The sequence below is a fragment of the Nocardioides sp. genome, assembly GCF_035503875.1.
GTDB lineage: Bacteria > Actinomycetota > Actinomycetes > Propionibacteriales > Nocardioidaceae > Nocardioides.
The window spans coordinates 1-21,328 of record NZ_DATJTA010000084.1 but is presented as its reverse complement, the minus strand read 5'-3'; the positions used below and the strand labels follow the sequence as shown (position 1 = coordinate 21,328).

At 73.1% G+C, this 21,328-nt stretch carries 21 protein-coding genes and 1 pseudogene; 7 read left to right on the top strand and 15 right to left on the bottom strand.

Annotated features, from left to right (window positions below; translation table 11 throughout):
- Window positions 1-46: 46 nt before the first annotated feature.
- Entirely contained in the window at window positions 47-529 is a 483-nt protein-coding gene (locus VMF51_RS19900) for a hypothetical protein (protein WP_325476206.1), read from the top strand.
- Between the two features lie 4 nt (window positions 530-533).
- On the opposite strand, the gene VMF51_RS19895 is transcribed toward VMF51_RS19900, so the two are convergent.
- From VMF51_RS19895 to VMF51_RS19865, 7 genes are all read right to left on the bottom strand, one after another.
- Window positions 534-1,064: a hypothetical protein gene (locus VMF51_RS19895; protein WP_325476205.1), complete on the bottom strand. Its 531-nt coding sequence runs from the start codon at window positions 1,062-1,064 to the stop codon at window positions 534-536.
- 68 nt (window positions 1,065-1,132) lie between these two features.
- Entirely contained in the window at window positions 1,133-1,510 is a 378-nt protein-coding gene (locus VMF51_RS19890; protein ID WP_325476204.1) for a hypothetical protein, read from the bottom strand.
- Between the two features lie 115 nt (window positions 1,511-1,625).
- Window positions 1,626-4,034 (bottom strand): phosphoenolpyruvate synthase, encoded by a 2,409-nt coding sequence (ppsA, locus tag VMF51_RS19885; protein ID WP_325476203.1) that lies wholly within the window; start codon window positions 4,032-4,034, stop codon window positions 1,626-1,628.
- Window positions 4,031-4,888 (bottom strand): pyruvate, water dikinase regulatory protein, encoded by an 858-nt coding sequence (locus VMF51_RS19880; RefSeq protein WP_325476202.1) that lies wholly within the window; start codon window positions 4,886-4,888, stop codon window positions 4,031-4,033. The genes ppsA and VMF51_RS19880 overlap by 4 nt, the downstream gene beginning before the upstream one ends.
- A gap of 77 nt (window positions 4,889-4,965) precedes the next feature.
- Entirely contained in the window at window positions 4,966-6,192 is a 1,227-nt protein-coding gene (locus VMF51_RS19875) for an AGE family epimerase/isomerase (RefSeq protein ID WP_325476201.1), read from the bottom strand.
- Window positions 6,193-6,196: 4 nt separating this feature from the next.
- Window positions 6,197-7,537 (bottom strand): aspartate aminotransferase family protein, encoded by a 1,341-nt coding sequence (locus tag VMF51_RS19870; RefSeq protein WP_325476200.1) that lies wholly within the window; start codon window positions 7,535-7,537, stop codon window positions 6,197-6,199.
- Complete coding sequence (locus VMF51_RS19865) at window positions 7,530-9,047, bottom strand: CoA-acylating methylmalonate-semialdehyde dehydrogenase (protein ID WP_325476199.1); 1,518 nt, start codon at window positions 9,045-9,047, stop codon at window positions 7,530-7,532. The genes VMF51_RS19870 and VMF51_RS19865 overlap by 8 nt, the downstream gene beginning before the upstream one ends.
- Before the next feature lie 91 nt (window positions 9,048-9,138).
- On the opposite strand from VMF51_RS19865, the gene VMF51_RS19860 reads away from it, so the two are divergent.
- The gene (locus VMF51_RS19860) at window positions 9,139-10,713 is read left to right on the top strand and encodes a PucR family transcriptional regulator (protein WP_325476198.1); all 1,575 of its coding nucleotides are present in this window, start codon (window positions 9,139-9,141) and stop codon (window positions 10,711-10,713) included.
- 501 nt (window positions 10,714-11,214) lie between these two features.
- On the opposite strand, the gene pcaC is transcribed toward VMF51_RS19860, so the two are convergent.
- From pcaC to pcaH, 5 genes and pseudogenes are all read right to left on the bottom strand, one after another.
- The gene (gene pcaC / locus VMF51_RS25915; protein WP_414689488.1) at window positions 11,215-11,616 is read right to left on the bottom strand and encodes a 4-carboxymuconolactone decarboxylase; all 402 of its coding nucleotides are present in this window, start codon (window positions 11,614-11,616) and stop codon (window positions 11,215-11,217) included.
- Window positions 11,617-11,679: 63 nt separating this feature from the next.
- Window positions 11,680-12,408: pseudogene (locus VMF51_RS25910) on the bottom strand (alpha/beta fold hydrolase); the annotation flags it as partial.
- Window positions 12,405-13,517, bottom strand: coding sequence for a lyase family protein (locus VMF51_RS19850; RefSeq protein WP_325476196.1), 1,113 nt, complete (start codon window positions 13,515-13,517; stop codon window positions 12,405-12,407). The gene VMF51_RS19850 and the pseudogene VMF51_RS25910, both read right to left, overlap by 4 nt.
- Before the next feature lie 5 nt (window positions 13,518-13,522).
- Window positions 13,523-14,065, bottom strand: a complete 543-nt coding sequence (gene pcaG, locus VMF51_RS19845) for a protocatechuate 3,4-dioxygenase subunit alpha (RefSeq protein ID WP_325476195.1) — start codon at window positions 14,063-14,065, stop codon at window positions 13,523-13,525.
- Window positions 14,062-14,832, bottom strand: coding sequence for a protocatechuate 3,4-dioxygenase subunit beta (pcaH, locus tag VMF51_RS19840; RefSeq protein WP_325476194.1), 771 nt, complete (start codon window positions 14,830-14,832; stop codon window positions 14,062-14,064). The genes pcaG and pcaH overlap by 4 nt, the downstream gene beginning before the upstream one ends.
- A 105-nt stretch (window positions 14,833-14,937) precedes the next feature.
- On the opposite strand from pcaH, the gene VMF51_RS19835 reads away from it, so the two are divergent.
- Window positions 14,938-16,140: an aromatic acid/H+ symport family MFS transporter gene (locus VMF51_RS19835; protein ID WP_325476193.1), complete on the top strand. Its 1,203-nt coding sequence runs from the start codon at window positions 14,938-14,940 to the stop codon at window positions 16,138-16,140.
- Between the two features lie 66 nt (window positions 16,141-16,206).
- Window positions 16,207-16,989, top strand: a complete 783-nt coding sequence (locus VMF51_RS19830) for an IclR family transcriptional regulator (RefSeq protein WP_325476192.1) — start codon at window positions 16,207-16,209, stop codon at window positions 16,987-16,989.
- Here the strand turns inward: VMF51_RS19830 and VMF51_RS19825 are convergent.
- Together VMF51_RS19825 and VMF51_RS19820 are read right to left on the bottom strand one after the other, a co-directional pair.
- Window positions 16,926-17,150 (bottom strand): hypothetical protein, encoded by a 225-nt coding sequence (locus VMF51_RS19825; RefSeq protein ID WP_325476191.1) that lies wholly within the window; start codon window positions 17,148-17,150, stop codon window positions 16,926-16,928. The genes VMF51_RS19830 and VMF51_RS19825 overlap by 64 nt on opposite strands.
- Before the next feature lie 62 nt (window positions 17,151-17,212).
- Entirely contained in the window at window positions 17,213-17,554 is a 342-nt protein-coding gene (locus VMF51_RS19820) for a hypothetical protein (RefSeq protein WP_325476190.1), read from the bottom strand.
- A gap of 96 nt (window positions 17,555-17,650) precedes the next feature.
- Between VMF51_RS19820 and VMF51_RS19815 the strand changes: the two genes are divergently transcribed.
- From VMF51_RS19815 to VMF51_RS19805, 3 genes are read left to right on the top strand one after another with little or no spacing between them, the layout of a single operon-like run.
- Window positions 17,651-20,368 carry a response regulator gene (locus VMF51_RS19815; protein ID WP_325476189.1) on the top strand — a complete coding sequence of 906 codons (2,718 nt, stop codon included), beginning with the start codon at window positions 17,651-17,653 and terminating at the stop codon, window positions 20,366-20,368.
- Window positions 20,369-20,411: 43 nt separating this feature from the next.
- Window positions 20,412-20,870, top strand: coding sequence for a GAF domain-containing protein (locus tag VMF51_RS19810; RefSeq protein ID WP_325476188.1), 459 nt, complete (start codon window positions 20,412-20,414; stop codon window positions 20,868-20,870).
- A gap of 19 nt (window positions 20,871-20,889) precedes the next feature.
- The gene (locus VMF51_RS19805; RefSeq protein WP_325476187.1) at window positions 20,890-21,186 is read left to right on the top strand and encodes a DUF1905 domain-containing protein; all 297 of its coding nucleotides are present in this window, start codon (window positions 20,890-20,892) and stop codon (window positions 21,184-21,186) included.
- A 13-nt stretch (window positions 21,187-21,199) separates the two neighbouring features.
- On the opposite strand, the gene VMF51_RS19800 is transcribed toward VMF51_RS19805, so the two are convergent.
- A partial coding sequence (locus VMF51_RS19800; RefSeq protein WP_325476236.1) for an integrase core domain-containing protein occupies window positions 21,200-21,328 on the bottom strand: 129 nt, incomplete at its 5' end.

The following is a 21,328-nucleotide window of genomic DNA, read 5'->3' as shown; positions in this document are numbered from 1 at the left end:
CCCGCGGCAGCGCCCGCAGCGGCGCGAAGTGCGCCAGGATCGGACCGTGACGACAGCGCCCGGACGAGCGACAACCGGCGAGCCCCGGTCCCGGCAGCGTCCGCTCCGGCGCTGGATCCGCGCCCGCCCCGCCGACGTCATCGACCTGTTCGTCTACGTCGTGGTCCTCAACCTCGCCGTCGAGTACCTGCCCGCGGTCATCAGCGAGGGCTTCACCCTCTCGCTGCTCACCGCCCTCCTCCTCAAGGTCGCCCTGGAGATCGTGGTGGCGCTCAAGGGCCGGGTCGTGGCGCGGTTCCACGCGGCGACCACCCGGTCGGGGAAGGTCGTCGCCGGAGTCGCGCTGTGGGTGGTCGCGGCCGGCAGCAAGCTGGTCGTGCTCGGCCTGGTCGACGTCGTCTTCGGCGACGCGGTCAGCCTGGGCGGCTTCGTGTCCGTCACGCTGCTCGTGCTCGCACTGCTCGCGTCCCGCGCCGCCGTACGCCGGGTCCTGGAGGAGCCCGAGGACGCCTCGGCTGCGCCCGCCTGATCGCTCAGTCGTTGCGGCGCACCCGGATGGTCGGGCTGACGTCGCCGCGGCAGCCGGCCTTGCGCGCGACCTTGGCGAAGAAGCGGCCCTCCGTGCCCGTGTTGCCGGTCGACCAGACGTAGCGGCCGCCCTGGAGGTCGGTCGTGTCGGTGGCCCACAGGTGCGGCTCACCGCCGACCAGCTTGAACACCTTGACGGTCCGGTCGGCGGCGCAGCGCTTCGGGCGCGGGCTGCGCACGACGCCGGACATGTCGGTGCCCTGGGCGGTGATGGTGACGGTGACCTTCGCCCGCGCGGGAGCGGCCTGGGCCGCCTGCGCAGGAGCGAGCGCCGAGGCCGTGAGGGCGCCGGCGACGAGCAGCACGGGGAGGATCGCGGACCTCGCGACCGTCCCGCCTCCCGACGACGGGCGGGTCTCGGCCGGCGTACGGCCGCGCCGCGGACCCCGGCGGGTCGGCCAGACGGACCGGCCGCCCTGACGGTCGGGGCCGTCCTTGCCCCACAGGTGGACGATGGCGTGGATCGAGGACCTCATGACGAACCTTCCCGGAGCGACTCTCGCCCCTTCGGGGGAGAGGAGCCGGGGAGGGCCGTCCGGATACCTCAGAGGTGGTCGGGGACGATCAGCGCGTCCGGGTCCTGCCGGGGCGGGACGTGCTGCAGCACCGTCTTCACCAGCGCCACCCGGGCCGCGACCTGCATCTTGCGCTTGAGCCGGCCCACGTCGCCCAGGGTCGACTCGACGGCCTCGGTCACCTGCGCGTCGGTGAAGGTCGGCCGGGTGCCGACGGCGACCTCGACGTCCGGCAGGGCCACCAGCGTGGCGAGCACCTGGGTGCCGAGCGAGTCGAGGAGCTGGTAGCGCTGGAAGCGGCTCAGCTTCTCCCAGGCCTCGTCGATCTTGTCGGCCTTCCCCCGGGCCGCGACCAGCTTCGCCGCACCCGTGAGCCCCTCCGTCATCTCCCGCTCGGTGAACCGCATCCCCCAAGGATGCCGCTGCCGCGCACAACCGGCGCAATTGCGGCCGTTTAGCAGGGTTCTCGGACCGAAACATGTCCGGAGGCCGCAATTGCGGCCTCCGGACAGGGCTCAGGCCTCAGCCCGCAGACACCTTCGCCAGCCGCAGCCAGGTGTCGACGACGGTGTCGGGGTTGAGCGACATCGACTCGATGCCCCGGTTCAGCAGCCACTCGGCGAGCTCGGGGTGGTCGGAGGGACCCTGGCCGCAGATGCCGACGTACTTGCCGGCGTCGCGGCAGGCGGTGATGGCCAGGTCGAGCATGTGGAGCACGGCGGGGTCGCGCTCGTCGAAGCCGTCGGCGACCAGGCCCGAGTCGCGGTCCAGGCCGAGGGTCAGCTGGGTCATGTCGTTGGAGCCGATGGAGAACCCGTCGAAGTGCTCCAGGAACTGCGACGCGATCACCGCGTTGGACGGCAGCTCGCACATCATCACGACCTGCAGGCCGTTCTCACCGCGCTTGAGGCCGTGCGAGGCGAGCAGCTCGATGACGCCCTGCGCCTCCTTCAGCGTGCGGACGAAGGGGATCATGATCTTGACGTTGGTCAGGCCCATCTCGTCGCGCACGTAGCGCAGCGCCTCGCACTCCATCGCGAAGCAGTCGGCGAAGTCGTCGGAGAGGTACCGCGACGCGCCGCGGTAGCCGAGCATCGGGTTCTCCTCCTCCGGCTCGTACGCCTCGCCGCCGACGAGGTTGGCGTACTCGTTGGACTTGAAGTCGCTCATCCGCACGATCACCGGCTCGGGGGCGAACGCCGCCGCGATGGTGGCGACACCCTCGGCGACCCGCTGCACGAAGAACTCGCGCGGGCCGTCGTACGGCGCGATGGTCTCCTCGATCTGGGTGCGCAGGCCCTCCTCGATCGAGGACGGGTCGGCGGCCAGGTCGAGCAGCGCCTTGGGGTGGATCCCGATCTGGCGGTTGATGATGAACTCCAGGCGGGCGAGGCCGACGCCGGCGTTGGGCAGCCGGGAGAAGGCGAAGGCCTGCTCGGGGGTGCCGACGTTCATCATGATCTTGACGGGTACGTCGGGCATCGAGTCGAGCTCGGTGCGCTCGACGGAGAAGTCGAGGATGCCCTCGTAGACCAGGCCGGTGTCGCCCTCGGCGCAGGAGACGGTCACCTCGCGGCCGTCGGCGAGGTCCTTGGTCGCCGAGCCGGTGCCGACGACGGCCGGGATGCCGAGCTCGCGGGCGATGATCGCCGCGTGGCAGGTGCGCCCGCCGCGGTTGGTGACGATGGCCGAGGCGCGCTTCATGATCGGCTCCCAGTCGGGGTCGGTCATGTCGGCGACCAGCACCTCGCCGGGGTTGAACTCGTGCATGTTCTCGATCGAGGACAGCACCCGGACGGCGCCCGCGCCGATCTTCTGGCCGATCGCGCGGCCCTCGACGAGCACGTCGGTGCCGTCGGTGGCGCCCTTCGGCATCAGGTAGCGCTCCAACGCGCCGGTCGCGCGCGACTGCACCGTCTCCGGGCGGGCCTGCAGGATGTAGAGGCGGCCGTCGACGCCGTCCTTGCCCCACTCGATGTCCATGGGGCGGCCGTAGTGCTCCTCGATGACCAGCGCGTGCCGGGCCAGCTCCTCGACCTCGGCGTCGGTGAGGGAGAGCAGCCGCGAGTCGGCCGGGTCGACGTCGACGAACTCGGTCGTGCGGCCGACGGTCGCGTCGTCGGTGTAGACCATCTTGGTCGCCTTGCCGCCGACGCCGCGCTTGAGGATCGCCGGGCGGCCCGCGCGCAGCGCGGGCTTGTAGACGTAGAACTCGTCGGGGTTCACGGCACCCTGGACGACGCCCTCGCCCAGGCCGTACGCCGAGGTCACGAAGACCGCGTCGGTGAAGCCCGACTCGGTGTCCATCGTGAACAGCACGCCGGAGGAGCCGATGTCGGAGCGGACCATGCGCTGCACGCCCGCCGACAGCCCGACGTCGGCGTGCGCGAAGCCGTGGTGCACCCGGTACGCGATCGCGCGGTCGTTGTAGAGCGAGGCGAACACCTCGCGGATCGCGGTCAGGATCGCGTCGATCCCGCGCACGTTGAGGAAGGTCTCCTGCTGGCCCGCGAACGAGGCGTCCGGCAGGTCCTCGGCGGTCGCGCTGGAGCGAACGGCGAAGGACGGCTCGCCCTCGCTCTCGGCCGCGAGCCGCTCGTACGCCGAGCGGATGTCGGCCTCGAGGTCCTCCGGGAACGGCTGGTCGACCACGGCCGTGCGGATCTCGCGGCCGACCTCGGCGAGGCGGCGTACGTCGTCGGTGTCGAGGCCGTCGAGGAGCTCGGCGATCCGCTCGCGCAGGCCCGTCTCGCCGATGAACCGGTGGAACGCGTCGGACGTCGTGGCGAAGCCGTTGGGGACACGCACCCCGAGGTCGGACAGCTGCGAGACCATCTCACCGAGCGAGGCGTTCTTCCCACCGACCTGCTCGAGGTCGCCGAGGCCGAGCTCGGAGAACCAGCGGACGTTCGCGTTGTCGGGCGTGCTCATGACGATTTCCCTTCGGGCTTCCGGCGCCGAAACCTGGCGTCGGACTTGAGTGTCTGGAGGATCAGCGCGGAGATCTCCTCGACGGACTTCGCCGCCGAGTCGACGACCGGCAGCCGGTGAGCCTTGAACAGCTCTCCGGCTCGGCGGAGCTCCCAGCGACACTGCTCGGGAGACGCGTACCGACTGCCCGGGCGACGCTCGTTGCGCACCCGGCTCAGCCGGTCGACTGTGGTGGTGAGGCCGAAGCAGCGCTCGACGTACGCCTCGACCGGCCTCGGGAGGCTGTCGGACTCCAGGTCCTCGTCGACCAGCGGGTAGTTCGCGACGAACAGCCCGTGCTGGAGGGCGAGGTACATGCTCGTGGGCGTCTTGCCGCACCGCGAGGGCGCCAGCAGGATCACGTCGGCCTTCTCCAGCGCCCGCAGGCTCTGGCCGTCGTCGTGCTCGATGGTGAACTCGACCGCCGCCATCCGCGAGTTGTAGCGCTTGATGTCGCCCACCCCGTGCAGGCGGGCGGCCTCGCGCACCCCGCGCTGGCCGATGATCGACTCGACCTTGGCCATGTGCAGCTCGAAGAAGTCGATGAGCGGCGCGCGGGTCTTGTGCAGCTCGGCCCGCACCTCGTCGGTGGCGGCCGTGCAGAAGACCAGCGGCAGGATCGGACCGTCCATCGCCTCGTCGAGCTGCGCCACCACGCGCCGGGCGTCCTCGACGGTGTGGATGAACGGGATCAGGGTCCGCTCGAAGCGCGTCTCGGGGAACTGGATCAGCAGCGCGTTGCCCATCGTCTCGGCGCTGATGCCGGTGCTGTCGGACAGGAAGAACACAGGTACGACGTCCTGCTCTTCGTCCATCGCGCCGTCCTCCGGGTGGGGTGCCCGCAACCTACTCGGTGCCGAACCGCGTCCCTGCCCAACCCCGGGACTGGCCGTCATGTGGACAGCCCACCGCGCACGGCACCGGCGAACGAGCAGCCGGGCTGGAGCGCGGGGAGCAGTGCCGCCTGGTACGCGTGGTAGACGTCCGGCTTGCCCGGCCAGATCGCCTGGGCGGGGCGGTTGCGCGTGTCGAGCTCGTGGTGCCACGAGCCGTACTGCCGGTCGACCAGGTAGCGGTCGACGTAGCGCCACCAGGTCGCGGCCGCGTCGGCCCAGCGCTGCTCGCCGGTCGCGTGGTGCAGCGCCTGGGCGGTGTTGATCGCCTCGGCGACGACCCAGTGCATCCGGGTGCGCGCGACGGGCCGGCCCGACCAGTCGGTGGTGTAGATGAAGCCGTCGGCGCCGTCGGCGGCCCAGCCGTCGGAGATCGCCCGCTCGGCGAGGGCGGTCGCGGCCTGGTTCAGCCCGAACGGCAGCACCAGCCGGGCCCATTCGAGGCCGTGGCCGACGGTCGCGCCGTACGGCCGGAAGGGGTGCGTCGGCTCCTCGCGGTGCAGGTCGAGCAGCGGGTTCCAGTGCTCGTCGTAGTGCTCGGGGATCCGCCAGTCGTTGTCCTCGGCCCAGTTCAGGACCCGGCTCGCGATCCGGCCGGCCCGCCGGAACCAGATCGAGTCGCGGGGCTCCGCGGAGGTGACGTCGGCGGCGGCGAGGTAGGCCTCGACGGTGTGCATGTTCGCGTTCAGGCCGCGGTAGGGGTCGAGACGGGTCCAGCTCCGGTCCCACAGCTCGGGGACCAGACCCTCGTCGTCGTCCCAGAAGTGCAGCTCCTGGGCGGTTAGCGCCCGCGCCATCAGCTCGTCGGCCCCCGGCACCTCGGCGAGCAGCGCCGAGCAGGCCGCCAGCAGCACGAACGCGTGCCCGTAGGACTGCTTGGTGGTGTCGCGGGGACCGGTGCGCCCGACCGAGGAGAACCAGCCCTGGTGCCGGTCGTCGAACAGGTGCGTGAGCAGGCACTTCACCCCGTGCTCGGCCAGCTCCTCGAGCTCCTCCCTGCCCGGCCCGCCCGCCACCGTCGTCTCGTCGGCGAGCACGCCGAGGCTGAACACGTGCGTCATCCGGGCGGTGATCCAGAGCTCGACCGGTCGGCGCTCGTCGAGCATGCCGTTGGTCTCCAGCCAGCCGAAGCCCTGCTCGTCCCACGAGTCCGCGGCGAAGCGGAGCAGCCCGGCTCGCTGGGCGGCCAGGTACGCGGGGCTCCCGGGAGCACTGCCGGAGTTCACGCGGTCACGATACGGCGGCGGCCGCCCGAGTCAGAGCACGATCGAGCATCTCCATCCCCGCGCGGGCGTCCGCGGCGGAGATCGTGAGGGGCGGGACGACGTGGATCCGGTGGTAGTTGGCGAACGGCAGCAGCCCCTCCGCACGGCACTCCGCGAGCACGGCCGCCATCGCGGGACTGCTCCCGCCGTACGGCGCCAGCGGCTCCCGGGTGGCTTGGTCGGTGACCAGGTCGAGCGCCCAGAACACCCCCGTGCCGCGGACCTCGCCGATCCAGTCGTGGCGTGCCGCGAGCTCGCCGAGCCCGGGACCGAAGACCTCCTCGCCGAGCGCGGCGGCGTGCTCCACGACCCGTTCGTCCTCCATCGTCTCGATGGTGGCCACAGCGGCCGCGCAGGCCAGCGGATGGCCGGAGTAGGTGAGCCCGCCGGGATAGACCCGGTGGTCGAAGGTCGCGGCGATCTCCTCGCTGATGGCGACGCCGCCGAGGGGGACGTAGCCGGAGTTCACGCCCTTGGCGAAGGTCAGCAGGTCGGGGACGACCCCGTCCAGCTCGACGGCGAACCACCGACCGGCGCGCCCGAAGCCGGCCATCACCTCGTCGGCGATCAGCACGATGCCGTACCTGTCGCACAGCTCCCGGACCCCGGTGAGGTAGCCCGGCGGCGGGACCATGATCCCGGCCGTCCCGGGGATCGACTCCAGCAGGATCGCGGCGATCGTCGACGGTCCCTCCAGCGCGATCACCTGCTCGAGGTGCGCCAGCGCCCGCTCGCACTCCTCCGCCTCGGTGGTGGCGTGGAAGGCGGAGCGGTAGAGGAACGGGCCGAAGAAGTGCACGACGCCGTCGGACGCGTGGTCGCTGGGCCAGCGCCGCGGGTCGCCGGTCAGGTTGACGGCGAGGTGGGTGCCGCCGTGGTAGCTGCGGTAGCGCGACAGCACCTTGTGCCGGCCGGTGTGCAGCCGGGCCATCCGCACCGCGTGCTCGTTCGCGTCGGCGCCGCCGTTGGTGAAGAAGACCTTGTCGAGGCCCTCGGGGGTGTGGCTCGCGATCAGCCGGGCCGCCTCGGAGCGGGCGTCGTTGGCGGCCGTCGGGGCGATGGTGCACAGCGTCGCGGCCTGGTCCTGGATCGCCTTCACCACCCGGGGGTGCTGGTGGCCCAGGTTGGTGAAGACCAGCTGGGAGGTGAAGTCGAGGTAGCGGTTGCCGTCGCCGTCCCAGACCCAGGAGCCGTCGGCCTTGGTGACGACCATCGGCGAGATCTCGGCCTGGGCGGACCAGGAGTGGAAGACGTGCCTGCGGTCCAGCTCGGAGGTGCGGGCGGGGTCGCCGTACGACTCAGTCATTGCGCGGGAACCCGAGCTCGAGGCCGCCCTCCGGCCGGTTGGCGGGGTCGATCCAGCGGGTCGTGACGACCTTCCCCCGGGTGAAGAAGTGCACGCCCTCGGCGCCGTGGGCGTGCGTGTCGCCGAAGAGCGAGCGCTTCCAGCCGCCGAAGGAGTAGTAGGCGACCGGGACGGGGATCGGCACGTTCACGCCGATCATCCCGACCTCGACCTCGCTCTGGTAGCGCCGGGCGGCGCCGCCGTCGTTGGTGAAGATCGCGGTGCCGTTGCCGTACGGGTTGGCGTTGACGAGCGCCACGGCCTCGTCGTACGACGCCACCCGGACGACGGAGAGGACCGGGCCGAAGATCTCCTCGGTGTAGATCTCCATCTCGGGCCTGACGTGGTCGAACAGGGTCGGGCCGAGCCAGAACCCGTCCGCCTCGCCCCGGGCGGCCACCTCACGCCCGTCGATCACCAGCTTGGCGCCGGCCTCCTGGCCGGAGGCGACGTACGACGCCACCTTGTCGCGGTGCTCCCGGGTGACCAGCGGCCCCATGTCACCCTCGCCGCCCGCGTCGTCGCCACCGATGACCAGGGTGCGGGTGCGGTCGGCGATCCGGGCCACGAGCTCGTCGGCGACCGGCTCGACCGCGACCAGCACGCTGATGGCCATGCAGCGCTCGCCGGCGCTGCCGTAGCCGGCGTTGACCGCGGCGTCGGCGGCCAGGTCGAGGTCGGCGTCGGGGAGGACGACCATGTGGTTCTTGGCGCCGCCGAGCGCCTGGACGCGCTTGCCGTGCCTGCTGGCCCGCTCGTAGACGTACTCGGCGATCGGGGTGGAGCCGACGAAGCTGATCGACTTCACCTCGGGGTGGTCCAGGAGCGCGTCCACGGCGACCTTGTCGCCCTGCAGCACGTTGAAGACGCCGTCGGGGAGGCCGGCCTCCTGCCACAGCGCGGCCAGCCACAGGGAGGCGGAGGGGTCCTTCTCGCTGGGCTTGAGGACGACGGTGTTGCCCGCGGCGATGGCGACGGGGAAGAACCACATCGGGACCATCGCCGGGAAGTTGAACGGGCTGATGATGCCGACCACGCCGAGCGGCTCGCGGGTCGAGTGCACGTCGACGCCGGTCGAGGCGCTCGGGCTGTGCCCGCCCTTGAGCAGGTGGGAGATGCCGCACGCGAACTCCACGACCTCCTGGCCGCGCGCGATCTCGCCGAGGGCGTCGGAGGGGACCTTTCCGTGCTCGGCGGTGATCAGCTCGGCGAGCTCGCCCTTGCGGGAGTTGAGCAGCTCGCGGAACGCGAACAGCACCTGGGTGCGCCGCGCGAGCGAGGTGTCGCGCCAGCCCGGCGCCGCAGCCGCGGCGGCGGCGATCACGTGCGCGGCGTCGCTCTCGTCGGCGAGCGACACCCGGCCGCTGACGCGGCCGGTGGCGGGATTGGTGACGTCGGCGGTCCGCGGGGAGCCGCCGGCGTACGGCGCTCCCCCGGCCCAGTGCCCGAGGACGGGGGTCGAGGAGGTCATGGCCCCATCCTGCTGCGGTCGCGATGCTCGGGCGGTTGACGGAACGTACGATTCGTCGTACTTGCCCGACGATCTGTAAGGCCGTGCCGCGATGACCGACGTCACCCTGCGCGACGTGCTCGCGATGCCGGTGCTGCGTGCCGCGGACCCGGTCGTGGTGGCGGGCGAGGACGCGCTGGACCGGCGGGTGCGCTGGGTGCACGCGACCGAGCTGCCCGACATCGCTCCCCTGCTGCGCGGCGGCGACCTGGTGCTGACCACCGGGATCGCGCTGCCCGAGGCCGAGGCGGGACTCGGCGCCTTCGCGTCGAGCCTCGCCGAGGTGGGCGCGGCGGGGCTGATGGTGGAGCTGGGCCGGCGCTGGGCGGTCGTCCCGCCGGCGCTCGTCGCCGCGTGCGACGCGGCCGGGCTGCCGCTGGTCTGCCTGCGGCGGGTGACCCGCTTCGCGTCGATCACCCAGGCGGTCGGGGAGCGGGTCGTCGACGAGCACCTGGCCGAGCTGCGCGAGGCCGAGCGGGTGCACGAGACGTTCACCGCCCTCAGCCTCGCCGAGGCCGATCCCGGCGAGATCCTGGCCGCCGTGCAGCGGCTCTCCGGCGCCGCCGTCGTCCTGGAGAGCGAGCAGCACCAGGTCGTCGACTACCTCGCCGGACCGGAGGACCTCGACGACCTCCTCGTCGGCTGGACCGCCGTCTCCGCGCGGGTGCCGCTGACCGGGCGGACCACGTGGGACGAGCGGCAGGGCTGGCTGCTCACCCGCCTCGGGCCGCGCGAGCGCGGCTGGGGCCGGCTCGTCGTCCTGTCCGCGCGACCGCCCTCGCAGCGGCTGGTGGCCATCGCCGAGCGCGGGGCGGCCGCGCTGGCCCTGCACCGGCTGCACGACCGCGACCGCGACAACCTCGTGCGGCGTACCCACCACGAGCTGCTGCTCGCGCTGCAGACCGACCCGGGCGCGGCGGACGTCGTACGACGGTGCGAGCTGGCGGGTCTCCCGACGAGCGGTCGGTCGTACGTCGGGCTCACGGTGCGGCCGCGTCCCGACGCCGGACGCCGCTCGCCCGCGGGCGAGGTGGTGGCGGCCGTCGTACACGCCGCCCACGAGGCGGGGCTGCCCGCGCTGATCTGCGAGCTGGACCACGACGTCCGGGCGCTGCTCGCCGTCTCCCCGACCGCGTCGGACCCGGTGGTCGACCGGCTCGCGGCCGGTGTCCTGCGCCGGCACGCGGTCGTCGTCGGGGCCGGGCGTCCCGCTCCGTCCCTCGCCACCGCCGACCGGACCCTGCGGGAGTCGCGGCAGGTCGTCGACGCGGTCCCCGCGGGCGGCGGCTCTCGCGCCGTGCACCGGCTTGAGGACGTGCACCTGCGCGGCCTGCTGGCCCTGCTCGCCGACGACGACCGGCTGCGGCTCTTCGTCGCCCGCGAGCTGGACCCGCTGCGCCGCCACGACGAGGAGCACGGCACCGAGCTGCTCGCCGCCGTCCGGGCGCTGCTGCTCCACCCCGCCGGCAAGGCCCAGGCCGCGGCCAGCCTGCACCTCTCGCGGCCGTCGTACTACGCCCGGCTGGCCCGCGCCGAGGCCGTCCTCGGCGAGCGCCTCGACGACCCCGACATCCGCCTCTCCCTCCACGCCGCGATCGTCGCCGCCGACCTCGGCGTCGACGCCTGACGCCGGTTGAGGCGCGAGCCCTCGCGCTGGTTGAGGTGCGAGCGAAGCGAGCCCTCGCGCTGGTTGAGGTGTGAGGGCCTCCAGGCCCGAGCCTCGAAACCCAGCAAGACGACAAACGGCCCCCATCGACGCCGACCCCCGACAAGACGGGTTTCGAGGCTCCTCGCTAGCGCTCGTCACACCTCAACCAGCGACACACGCCGGTTGAGGTGCGAGCGAAGCGAGCCCTCGCGCCGGTTGAGGTGTGAGGGCCTCCAGGCCCGAGCCTCGAAACCCAGCAAGACGACAAACGGCCCCCATCGACGCCGACTCCCGACAAGACGGGTTTCGAGGCTCCTCGCTAGCGCTCGTCACACCTCAACCAGCGACACACGATGGTTGAGGTGCGAGCGAAGCGAGCCTCGAAACCCAGCAAGACGACAAGCAAGCTCGATCGAGGCCGACTCTCGACAAGACGGGTTTCGAGGCTCCTCGCTAGCGCTCGTCGCACCTCAACCACCGCTACGCGAGGCCCTCGTCTGCGAGCACCTCCTGGGCGATCCGGAAGGCGGTGTTGGCGTCGGGGACGCCGCAGTAGATCGCCGTCTGGAGCAGCAGCTCCTTGATCTCCTCGACGGTGAGCCCGTTGCGCAGGGCGGCGCGGACGTGCATCGCGAACTCCTCGTGGTGGCCGCGGGCGACCATCGCGGTGAGGGTGATCAGCGAGCGGCTGCGGCGGTCCAGGCCGGGGCGGGTCCAGATCTCGCCCCACGCGTACTCGGTGATCAGGTCCTGGAAGTCGCGGGTGAACTCGGTGGCGTTGGCGGTGGCGCGATCGACGTGCGCGTCGCCGAGCACCTCGCGGCGGACGGTCATGCCGGCGTCGTACCGCGCGCTCGGCGCCGCCGGCGGCGTCTCGCCCAGCAGGTGCTGACGGATCAGGGCGGCGACCGTCCCGGGCGCCTCGGCGGGCGCGAGGTGGGCGACGTCGTCGAGGACGACGAGGCGGCCGTCGCGGACGCCGTCGGCGATCTCCGCCAGCTTCGCGGGCGGCGTGGCCACGTCGACCGCGCCCGCGACGGCGAGCACCGGCGCGGTGACCTCGCCCAGCCGGTCGCGTACGTCGAAGCCCGCGAGCGCCTGGCAGACCAGCGCGTAGCCGTCGTCGACCGCGTCCTGCAGCGTGTGCAGCAGCGCCGACCCGGCGGCGGGCTCCCGCTCCAGGAACCCGGGGCCGAACCACCGCTCCGCCGAGCCCGCCACCAGCGCCGGCGTGCCGGAGGCGCGGACCTGCTCGATCCGGGCCGCCCACGACGCGGGGTCGCCGATCTGCGCGCCGGTGCAGAGCAGTACGGCGCCCTCCACCCGCTCGGGAGCGTCGAGCAGGAGCTGCAGCCCGACGGCGCCGCCCACCGAGTCTCCGGCGTACGCGAATCGGCCGCCGGCCTCGCCGCGCTGCTCCAGCACGTCGTTCACCACGGTGAGTACGCCGCGGGCGAGGTCGGCCATCGTGAACGGCTCGTCCGGGACGGAGGTGTTGTGGCCGTGGCCGGGCAGGTCCCAGGCGAGGACGTCGAAGGCGTCGGTGAGCCCGGCGGCGCAGGCCGTCCACAGGGTGCTCGCGGAGGTGCCGAGCGACGGGCCGAGCACCAGCAGCGGAAGCTCGGTGCGGTGGGCCGCACCGCTCAGTCGGACGGCGGTGATCGCGGGGGTCATCGGTTCTCCTGGGTCTGCGAGAGGGTGGCGCGGCGGACGACGGCGTCCACGATGCCCCCCGCCTGTCCGAGGTACGACGGCGCGGGGTCGTGACCGGCCTGCGCGGCCAGCGAGCGCTGCTCGGCGAGCACGTCGTCGCCGGCCTCGGCGAGCGTGCGGGCCATCCGGTCGGTCCGGACCTCCAGCCCACCGACCAGGTCCGCGGTCTGGGAGACCGCGACCAGGGTGCGGCGTACCAGGTCGCGCAGCGTCGCCCACTCGGCGTGCCAGCCGCCGTCCGCGCGGTCGTCGACCTGGCTCGCCGCGGCCAGGTGCAGCGTCGCGGCGAGCTGGGGCGTGGTCAGCGCGGCGCGCCGTACCAGCACGGACACGACGGGGTTGGCCTTGTTCGGCATGGTCGACGAACCCCCGGCCGAGCCCTCGGCGAGCTCCCCGATCTCGGGGCGGCTCAGGGTCAGGACGTCGTTGGCGATCCGGCCGCAGGCGTCGGTGCAGCCGGCGAGCGCGTCGCCGATCCGGGTGACGGGCGCACGGGTGGTGTGCCACGGCAGCGGGGTCAGCGGCACGTCGCGACCGAGCTCGACCATCCCCGCGCGGGTCCCGGCGGCACCGCCGAGCTGCGCCGGGAACGTCAGTCGTCGTACGTCGTCGCGCGCGTCGAGTACGCCGGTCAGCCATTGCGCGACCCGGAAGCCGAACGTCGTCGGGATGGCGTGCTGGGTCAGCGTGCGGGCGACCACCGGGGTGTCGCGGTGCGCGGTCGCCAGGGCGGCGAGCCCCTCGACGACCCGGTCGAGGTCGTCGAGCAGGTCGGTCACGGCCGCCGACGCCAGCAGCATCAGCGCCGAGTCCACGACGTCCTGGCTGGTCAGGCCGCGGTGCAGCGCGGGATCGCCCGCGCGCTCCCGCAGCAGCCGGACCAGCCCGATGACCGGGTTGCCGCCGCCCTCGGCGTCGCGGGCGAGCAGGTCGAGGTCGGCAGGACCGACGAGGCCGGCCAGGTCGACCCCGGCCCACCGGGACTCCACCGCGACCATCGCCTCGAGGTACGCCGCCGACGTGAAGTGGTCGCCGGCCCGGTGGTCGCCCGGCCAGAAGAGGTCGCCCATGCGTCTCAGTCTCGCCCGTGCGACAGGAAGACGGTCTCCCCCTCGCCCTGGAGCCGGATGTCGAAGACGAAGCCGTGCTCGTCGGGGCGGGCCACGAGCGTGTCGCGTCGCCCGGTCGGCAGCGACGCGAGCAGCCGGTCGTCGGCCGTGGCCGGGCCGGGCAGGTAGGCACGGGTCTGCAGGCGGTCCAGCAGCCCGCGGGCGAAGACGGTCAGGGCGAAGAACGGCGCCGCGCCGGGCCCGGTCGCGCCGGGCGCCAGGGTGGTGAAGGAGTAGCGGCCGGTGTTGTCGGTCGACGCCCGGCCCCACCCGGTGAAGGTGAAGCCGTCGCGGTGCAGCGAGCCCTCCGCCCGCGGCACGACCCCGTCGGCGTCGGCCTGCCAGAGCTCGATCAGGGCGTCCGGCACCGGGGCACCCGCCCCGTCCAGGACCCGTCCGGAGAGGCGGATCGCCCGGGCGCTGCCCGGCGGGACGAGCTCGCTGTCGCCGTCGTACGGCAGGGCGTAGCCGAAGAACGGGCCGACGGTCTGGCCGGGGGTGGGGGTCACTCTTCCTCCATCGGGGTGCGGTGCGAGCCGGTCAGGACGATGTCCCAGCGGTAGCCGGTGCACCACTCGGGCTGCGTGACGTCGTGGTCGTACGACGCCACGAGTCGCGCGCGCGCCGCGGGGTCGACGATCGCCTGGTAGATCGGGTCGAGTGCGAACAGCGGGTCGCCCGGGAAGTACATCTGGGTGACCAGGCGCTGGGTGAACTCGCTGCCGAAGACCGAGAAGTGGATGTGCGCCGGACGCCAGGCGTTGCGGTGGTTCTTCCACGGGTAGGGACCGGGCTTGATGGTGGTGAACCGGTAGTTCCCGTCGCCGTCGGTCAGGCAGCGGCCGACCCCGGTGAAGTTGGGGTCGATGGCGGCCGGGTGCTGGTCGCGCTTGTGGATGTAGCGCCCGCCGGCGTTGGCCTGCCAGACCTCGACCAGCTGGTGCCGGACCGGCCGGCCGTCGCCGTCGAGCACCCGACCGGTGACGACCATCCGCTCGCCCACCGGCTCGCCGGAGTGCTGGATGGTCAGGTCGGCCTCGAGCGGGTCGACGTCCGAGTGCCCGAAGGCCGGTGACCACAGCTCGATCCCCTCGGGGTCGGCGTGGTGCAAGTCCTTGGTGGGGTGCCGCAGGATGCTGCTGCGGTACGGCGGGTAGTCGAGCCGCACCCGATCCTCGGTCCGCCCCTCGGCGGCGTACTTCTCGGCGATGGTCGCGATCTCGTCGCTGACCTCGGCCTGCGAGGAGGCCGCGGCGTCTGAGGAAGCTGTACTCACACCGGGGACCGTACGGCGGGGACCGTGGCCGCCGTCTCACTCGGCTTCCGACCAGCGGAAGCATCGTGTCGTCTAGACCACGACGCGGATGTGACCGTCGTCCCTATGCAACGCCTCTCCTGGCCCGTGGCCCTCTGCTGGATCGCCGTCGCGCTCGACGGCTTCGACCTCGTCGTCCTCGGCGCCGTGATCCCCACGCTCTCCGTGACCGGTGCTCTCGGCTTCACCGACGCCTCACTCACCACCGCCTCCACGATCGGCCTGGTCGGCGTGGGCATCGGCGCCGTGGCGATCGGCCCGCTGACCGACCGGTTCGGGCGGCGGCTCAGCCTGATCTCCAGCATCGCCCTCTTCTCGGTGCTGACGATCGCGATCGCCTTCGCGCAGACGACGACGCAGTTCACCGCGCTGCGCTTCCTCGCGGGCCTCGGCCTCGGCGCCTGCCTGCCCACGGCGCTCGCGTACATGAGCGAGCATGCCCCGGCGGGCCGTGGCGGCTCGGCGGTGACCCGGATGATGACCGGCTACCACGTCGGCGCGGTCATCACGGCGCTGCTGGCCCTGTGGGTGATCGACGCGTTCGGCTGGGAGTCGATGTTCGTGATCGGCGGCGTCGCCGGCCTGCTCACCCTGCCGGTCATGTGGGCCAAGCTGCCCGAGTCCGAGACCTACCTGCGCCGTACCGCCCAGAAGCCGCCGCGCAGCACCGAGGTCGTCCGCGGCCGGTACCTGCGGATCAGCCTCGGCCTGTGGGTGGCGTCGTTCATGGGCCTGCTGCTCGTCTACGGCCTCAACACCTGGCTGCCCAAGATCATGGGCGAGGCGGGCTACTCCATCACCGCCGGCACGACCCTGCTGCTCGTCCTCAACGTCGGCGCCGTCATCGGCCTGCTCGTGGCCGGCGTCATCTCGGACTCGCGCGGCAACAAGCCGACGGTGCTCCTGTGGTTCGGCCTCGCGGCCGTCTTCCTCGTCCTGCTGTCGATCAAGCTGGAGCACGAGCTGCTCGTGTACGCCGCCGTACTGCTCACCGGCATCTTCGTGTTCAGCGCCCAGGTGCTGGTCTACGCGTTCGTCGGGCACCTCTACCCGCCGGAGATCCGCGGCACGGCGCTCGGTGCCGCTGCGGGCATCGGCCGGGTCGGCGCCATCGTCGGCCCGTCCCTCGGCGGCGCGCTCGTCACGGCGGGGATCGCCTACCCCTGGGGCTTCTACGCGTTCGCGGTCGCGGCCCTGCTCGCCGTACTCGCCCTCGCGACCGTCCCCGCCCACGTCTCCTCCGAACCCCTCGTCCCCGAGCCGGCGTGAGTTGAGTGCCGACCCGGCGCGAGTTCGCGCCGGGTCGGCACACGCTCGGGGTGGGAGGATCGGGGCATGGCCGGCAACGTCTCCCGCCCCGGCACCACGGTGACCGGGCGGGCGCTCGCGCTGATCGGGGCGTTCGACGAGGACCACCGGCGGCTCACGCTGACCGAGCTGGCGGTCCGGGCCGAGCTGCCGCTGCCGACAGCGCACCGGCTGGTCGCCGAGCTGGTGGCGTGGGGCGCGCTCGCCCGGGCGGGCGACGGCCGGTACGTCGTCGGCCGGCGGCTGTGGGACATCGGGCTGCTGGCGCCGGTCAACGCGGGCCTGGTCGAGGTCGCCTCGCCGTTCCTGCACGACCTGTACGGCGCCACCCTGGCCACCGTCCACCTCGCGGTGCGCGACGGGACGGAGGTGCTCTACCTGGACCGGCTGCGCGGCCACGCCTCGGTGCCGGTCGTGAGCACCGTGGGCAGTCGGCTCCCGATGCACGCGACGGGCGTCGGCAAGATCCTGCTCGCGCACGCACCGCCCGACGTCCAGGCCCAGGTCCTCGGCAGCCTGGCCCGGATCACGCCGTACACCGTGACCCAGCCGGGGACCCTGCGCCGCCAGCTGGCCCGCGCTGCTCGCGAGGGGTACGCCACGACCGTCGAGGAGATGAGCCTCGGCGCCTGCTCGGTCGCGGTGCCGATCCGGCGCGGACCCGACGTCATCGCCGCCCTCGGGATGGTCGTCCCGTCACTCAAGAACGACCGCCCGCGGCTGGTCGCGGCGCTGCAGGTCGCCGCTCAGGGCGTGGGGCGGGCGATCAGCGGGGTGACGGGCGCGAGCACCTCGTCGTCCCCCGCCTGAGCCTTCTCGACCTCGCGGGCGGCCCGGGGTGCGGACTCCTTGCTGGCCTGCCACAGGAACAGGATCATCACGCCGACCACGGCGAACGCCGCGATCGCGATGAAGAGTGCCCACCAGAGCGGGCCGAAGCTGAAGCTGCCGGGGTTCATCTCGTTGATCACCCTCCGAGCGTCGTACGCCGGACGGGCGGCGGGCAGGGCCGAAGGTCCGGGACCCCCGGGACTCAGGTCGGGACCGGGTGGTCGACCAGGGCCAGGAAGTAGCCGCCGTCGGTGGCGTGCCCGGGCCGGGACCAGGCCACCTCGCGCCAGCCCTCGCCGGGCAGGCGCGCGACGAACCCGTGTACGTCGGCCTCCCGGGAGCTGATCAGCAGCAGCCGGCGCCGCTCCGGGGGTCCGAGCTGCTCGGCGCCCAGGACCGACTCCAGGCCGTGGTCGACCAGGGTGCCGGTGGCGTCGAGGAAGCGAGCCCGCAGCTGGCGGGGTCCCGCGACCCAGACCGTGGCACGCCCCTCCGCGACCGGCCGGTCGGCGGACTGCTCCGCCGGGAGCAGGTCGACCCCCATCGCTCACATGCGCCGACCCTAGGGGGTGCGGCTCTGGGGCTTCCGACTCGCGAGACCTCCCGGCGCCGGATGACGGCCTCGTGAGAGCATCCGAGCGTGTCCCTCTCGCGGCAGGTCGGCCGCGTCACGCTCACCGGTCTGCTGGCCGTCGTCCTCGTGGCCGTCGTCAACGGCGCGGTCCTGGTCTACCTCGGCGTGGTCCAGAAGCGCGCGCTCGAGCAGGCCTCCGACGGCGCCCGGGCGATCCGGCTCGCGCACCTCGCCATGCTCGACCAGGAGACCGGTCTCCGCGGCTACCTGCTCACGGGCGACGAGGCCGGCCTCACGCCGTACACGGAGGGCCGCGTGAGCGCGGCCGAGCGGCTCGACGAGGCGGCGGAGCTGATCGGCGACGAGGACGACATCGCCTCCCTGCTGGAGCGGCAGCAGGCCGCGATCGACGCCTGGAGCGTGGAGTGGGCCGACGAGGCCCTGGCCGTCGGGGACGGCCTGGCCGCGCAGCCGGGCAGTGCCGCGAAGACCGCGTTCATCGAGCGCGGTCAGGAGCTGTTCGACACCTACCGGAGCAACCACGAGGAGCTCCAGGACGCGGCGGACGACCTCCGCGCCACCGAGCAGGCCATGCAGACGCGGGTGCTCGCGCTGGCCCTCGTCCTGGAGGTGCTGCTCCTGACGGGGGCGGCGTACGTCGTCAGCCGCCAGCGCCGAGCACTCCGCGCGGCGGTCGTGGAGCCGGTCGACGAGCTGCTCGACGGGATCGGGCGGATCCGCGACGGCGACCTCACCCCGACCACCCGCCGTCCCGCCCCGGCCGAGCTGCGCCTGATCGGCGAGGGTCTCGACGACATGGCCCAGGCCCTCGCTCAGCGGGAGAGCGACCTGGTGGCGGCGCGACAGGAGGCCGAGGCGGCCAACGTCGCCAAGTCGGCGTTCCTGGCCACCATGTCCCACGAGATCCGCACCCCCATGAACGCCGTCATCGGGATGAGCGGGCTGCTGCTGAGCAGCGACCTCGACGAGCAGCAGCGCGACTACGCCGAGACCGTCCGGGCCTCCGGCGACGCGCTGCTCACGATCATCAACGACGTCCTCGACTTCTCGAAGATCGAGTCCGGCGAGCTCGAACTGGAGCAGCACGCCTTCGCGCTGCGCGAGTGCGTCGAGACCTCGCTCGACCTGGTCGCGGCCCAGGCCGGCGCGAAGGGCCTCGACCTGGCCTGCCGGATCGACGACGACGTACCGCCGGTGGTCGCGAGCGACGTGACCCGGGTCCGTCAGGTGCTGGTCAACCTGCTCAGCAACGCCGTGAAGTTCACCGAGCGGGGCGAGGTCCTCGTGTGGGTCCGGGTCGAGGACGGCACCGACCCCGACCGGCCGACCCTGGCGTTCGCGGTCCGCGACACCGGCATCGGCATCCCGGAGGACCGGATGCACCGGCTGTTCCGATCGTTCAGCCAGGTCGACAGCAGCACGACCCGCGTGTACGGCGGCACCGGGCTCGGCCTCGCGATCAGCCAGCGGCTCGCGGAGGCCCTGGGCGGCCGGCTGCTGGTGGAGAGCGAGGACGGGGTCGGCTCCACGTTCACCCTGGTGGTCCCGATGACGCGAGCCACCGGCGAGGAGGATCGCGCGCGCGTGGCCCCCGCCGAGCTCCGCGGCCGGCGGGCCCTGGTCGTGGACGACAACGACACCAACCGGCAGATCCTCCGCGCGCAGCTCGAGGGATGGGGCATGGAGGTCGTGGACCACGCCGATCCCGTGCAGGCGCTGCGGGCCGCACGGACAGGCGACGACCCCTTCGACCTGGGCGTGCTCGACATGCACATGCCCTTCCTCGACGGCCTCGGACTGGCCCGTGGGCTGCGCGACCTGCCCGCGTGGGCCGACGTACCCCTGCTCCTGCTGACCTCGCTCGGCGAGCGGCTGCCGGAGGCCGAGGAGGTCCGGCTGACCCACCTGACCAAGCCGGTCAAGGCGGCCGCCCTCCGGGACACGGTCGCCCAGCTGCTCGGTGCCCGCGAGCTCGTCGAGACGCAGGCGGCCACACCCGCGACGGTGGGGCCGCTGCGGATCCTGCTCGCCGAGGACAACACCGTGAACCAGAAGGTCGCGACGCTGATGCTCGAGCGCCTCGGCCAGCGGCCGGTCGTCGTCGCCAACGGCGAGGAGGCCCTGGCGGCCGTGCACGCGGCGGCGTACGACCTGGTGCTCATGGACGTGCACATGCCGGTCATGGACGGGCACGAGGCGACCCGGCGGATCCGGGCCGAGCTGCCCGCCGAGCGGCAGCCGCGCATCGTCGCGATGACCGCCGGCGCGCTCGTCGAGGACATCGACGCCACCTTCGCCTCGGGCATGGACGACCACCTCTCCAAGCCGGTCCGCAGCGAGGAGCTCGCGGCGGCGCTGGCGCGGGTCCGGACCCGGCCCGAGAACGAGGCGGAGCCGCCGGAGGCGGGCGAGGAGGAGCTCCCGCCCGTGCTCGACCCCACGGTGCTCGAGACGCTCGTCGGGCACCTCGGCGCCGGTGCCGACGCCTTCCGGCAGCGGCTCGTCGACGCCTGGGTCGCGGACTCCGGGCAGCAGCTGGCCCGGCTCGACGCCGCCGTGTCCGCCTCGGACGCCGACGCCGCGGGCGACATCGCGCACAGCATGCGCTCGGCGAGCGCGGCCCTCGGCGCGCTGCGGGTCGCCCACCGGTTCGGAGAGCTGGAGGCCGTGGCCCGCGACGGTGCCGACCCGGCGCGGGTGGCCGAGCTCGCCGCCGCCGCGAGTGCCGAGGTCCGGCGGGCGAGGGACGCCCTCACCGACTGAGCCGTTGCTCCATCCCCCCGATCGCGACGAGGAGGCCCCCGACGTGCCCACCCCCGAGCCGTCCCCCCAGCACCGACGCCTCGACGAGGTCGCCCACCGCGTGCGGGACCTGCTGCACACCCGCATCGCGCTGGTCTCGACCTTCGAGGGCGGCCGGCACTACTTCGTCGGAGCCGCCGGGCTGCCGCCGGACCTGGACCGCGCCCGGGAGATCCCGATGCTCGAGTCGTTCTGCACCTACGTGCACGAGGGCGGCGCGCAGCTCGTCGTCGACGACGTCCGGCTCGAGACGCGCGTCGCCGCCCATCCGCTGATCGGCGAGCTGGGGATCCGCGCGTACGCCGGCTGGCAGATCACCGACGACGAGGGCCTGGTCGTCGGGGTGCTCTCGGTCCTGGACGACCGGCCGCGGGCCTGGACGGCCGCAGAGCTGACCGTGCTCGTCGAGCAGGCGGACGCGTGCGGCCCCGACGTCCGCGCGCTGGCCACCGGGCGGCCCTGAGCCTCCTAGCCTGAGGCACATGATCCTGGAGTTCGAGGGCGTGGTCTGGGAGTGGCGTGGGCCCGCGCCGTACCACTTCGTGTCGGTGCCGGAGGACGAGTGCGCGGAGCTCGCCGAGGCTGCGGCACTGGTGTCCTACGGCTGGGGCATGATCCCGGTGACGGTGGCCGTCGGGGACACGACGATCACGACGTCGCTGTGGCCGAAGGACGGCGGGTACGTCGTACCGCTGAAGGACAAGCTGCGCGCGGCCGAGGAGATCGCGCTGGGCGACGTCGTGTCCGTCCGGCTGAGCGTCGACGTGCGGCCGCGCTAGCTGTACCCGGCCATCAGGTTGGTGACAGTCGGCTGGTTGGGGGCTTGCCTCCGAGGGCGCTGTGGCGGCGTTCAGTGTTGTAGTGCTCGAGCCAGGGTGCAAGGGCAGCGGCGCGGGCAGTGTTGCTGGTGAAGACCTGCCG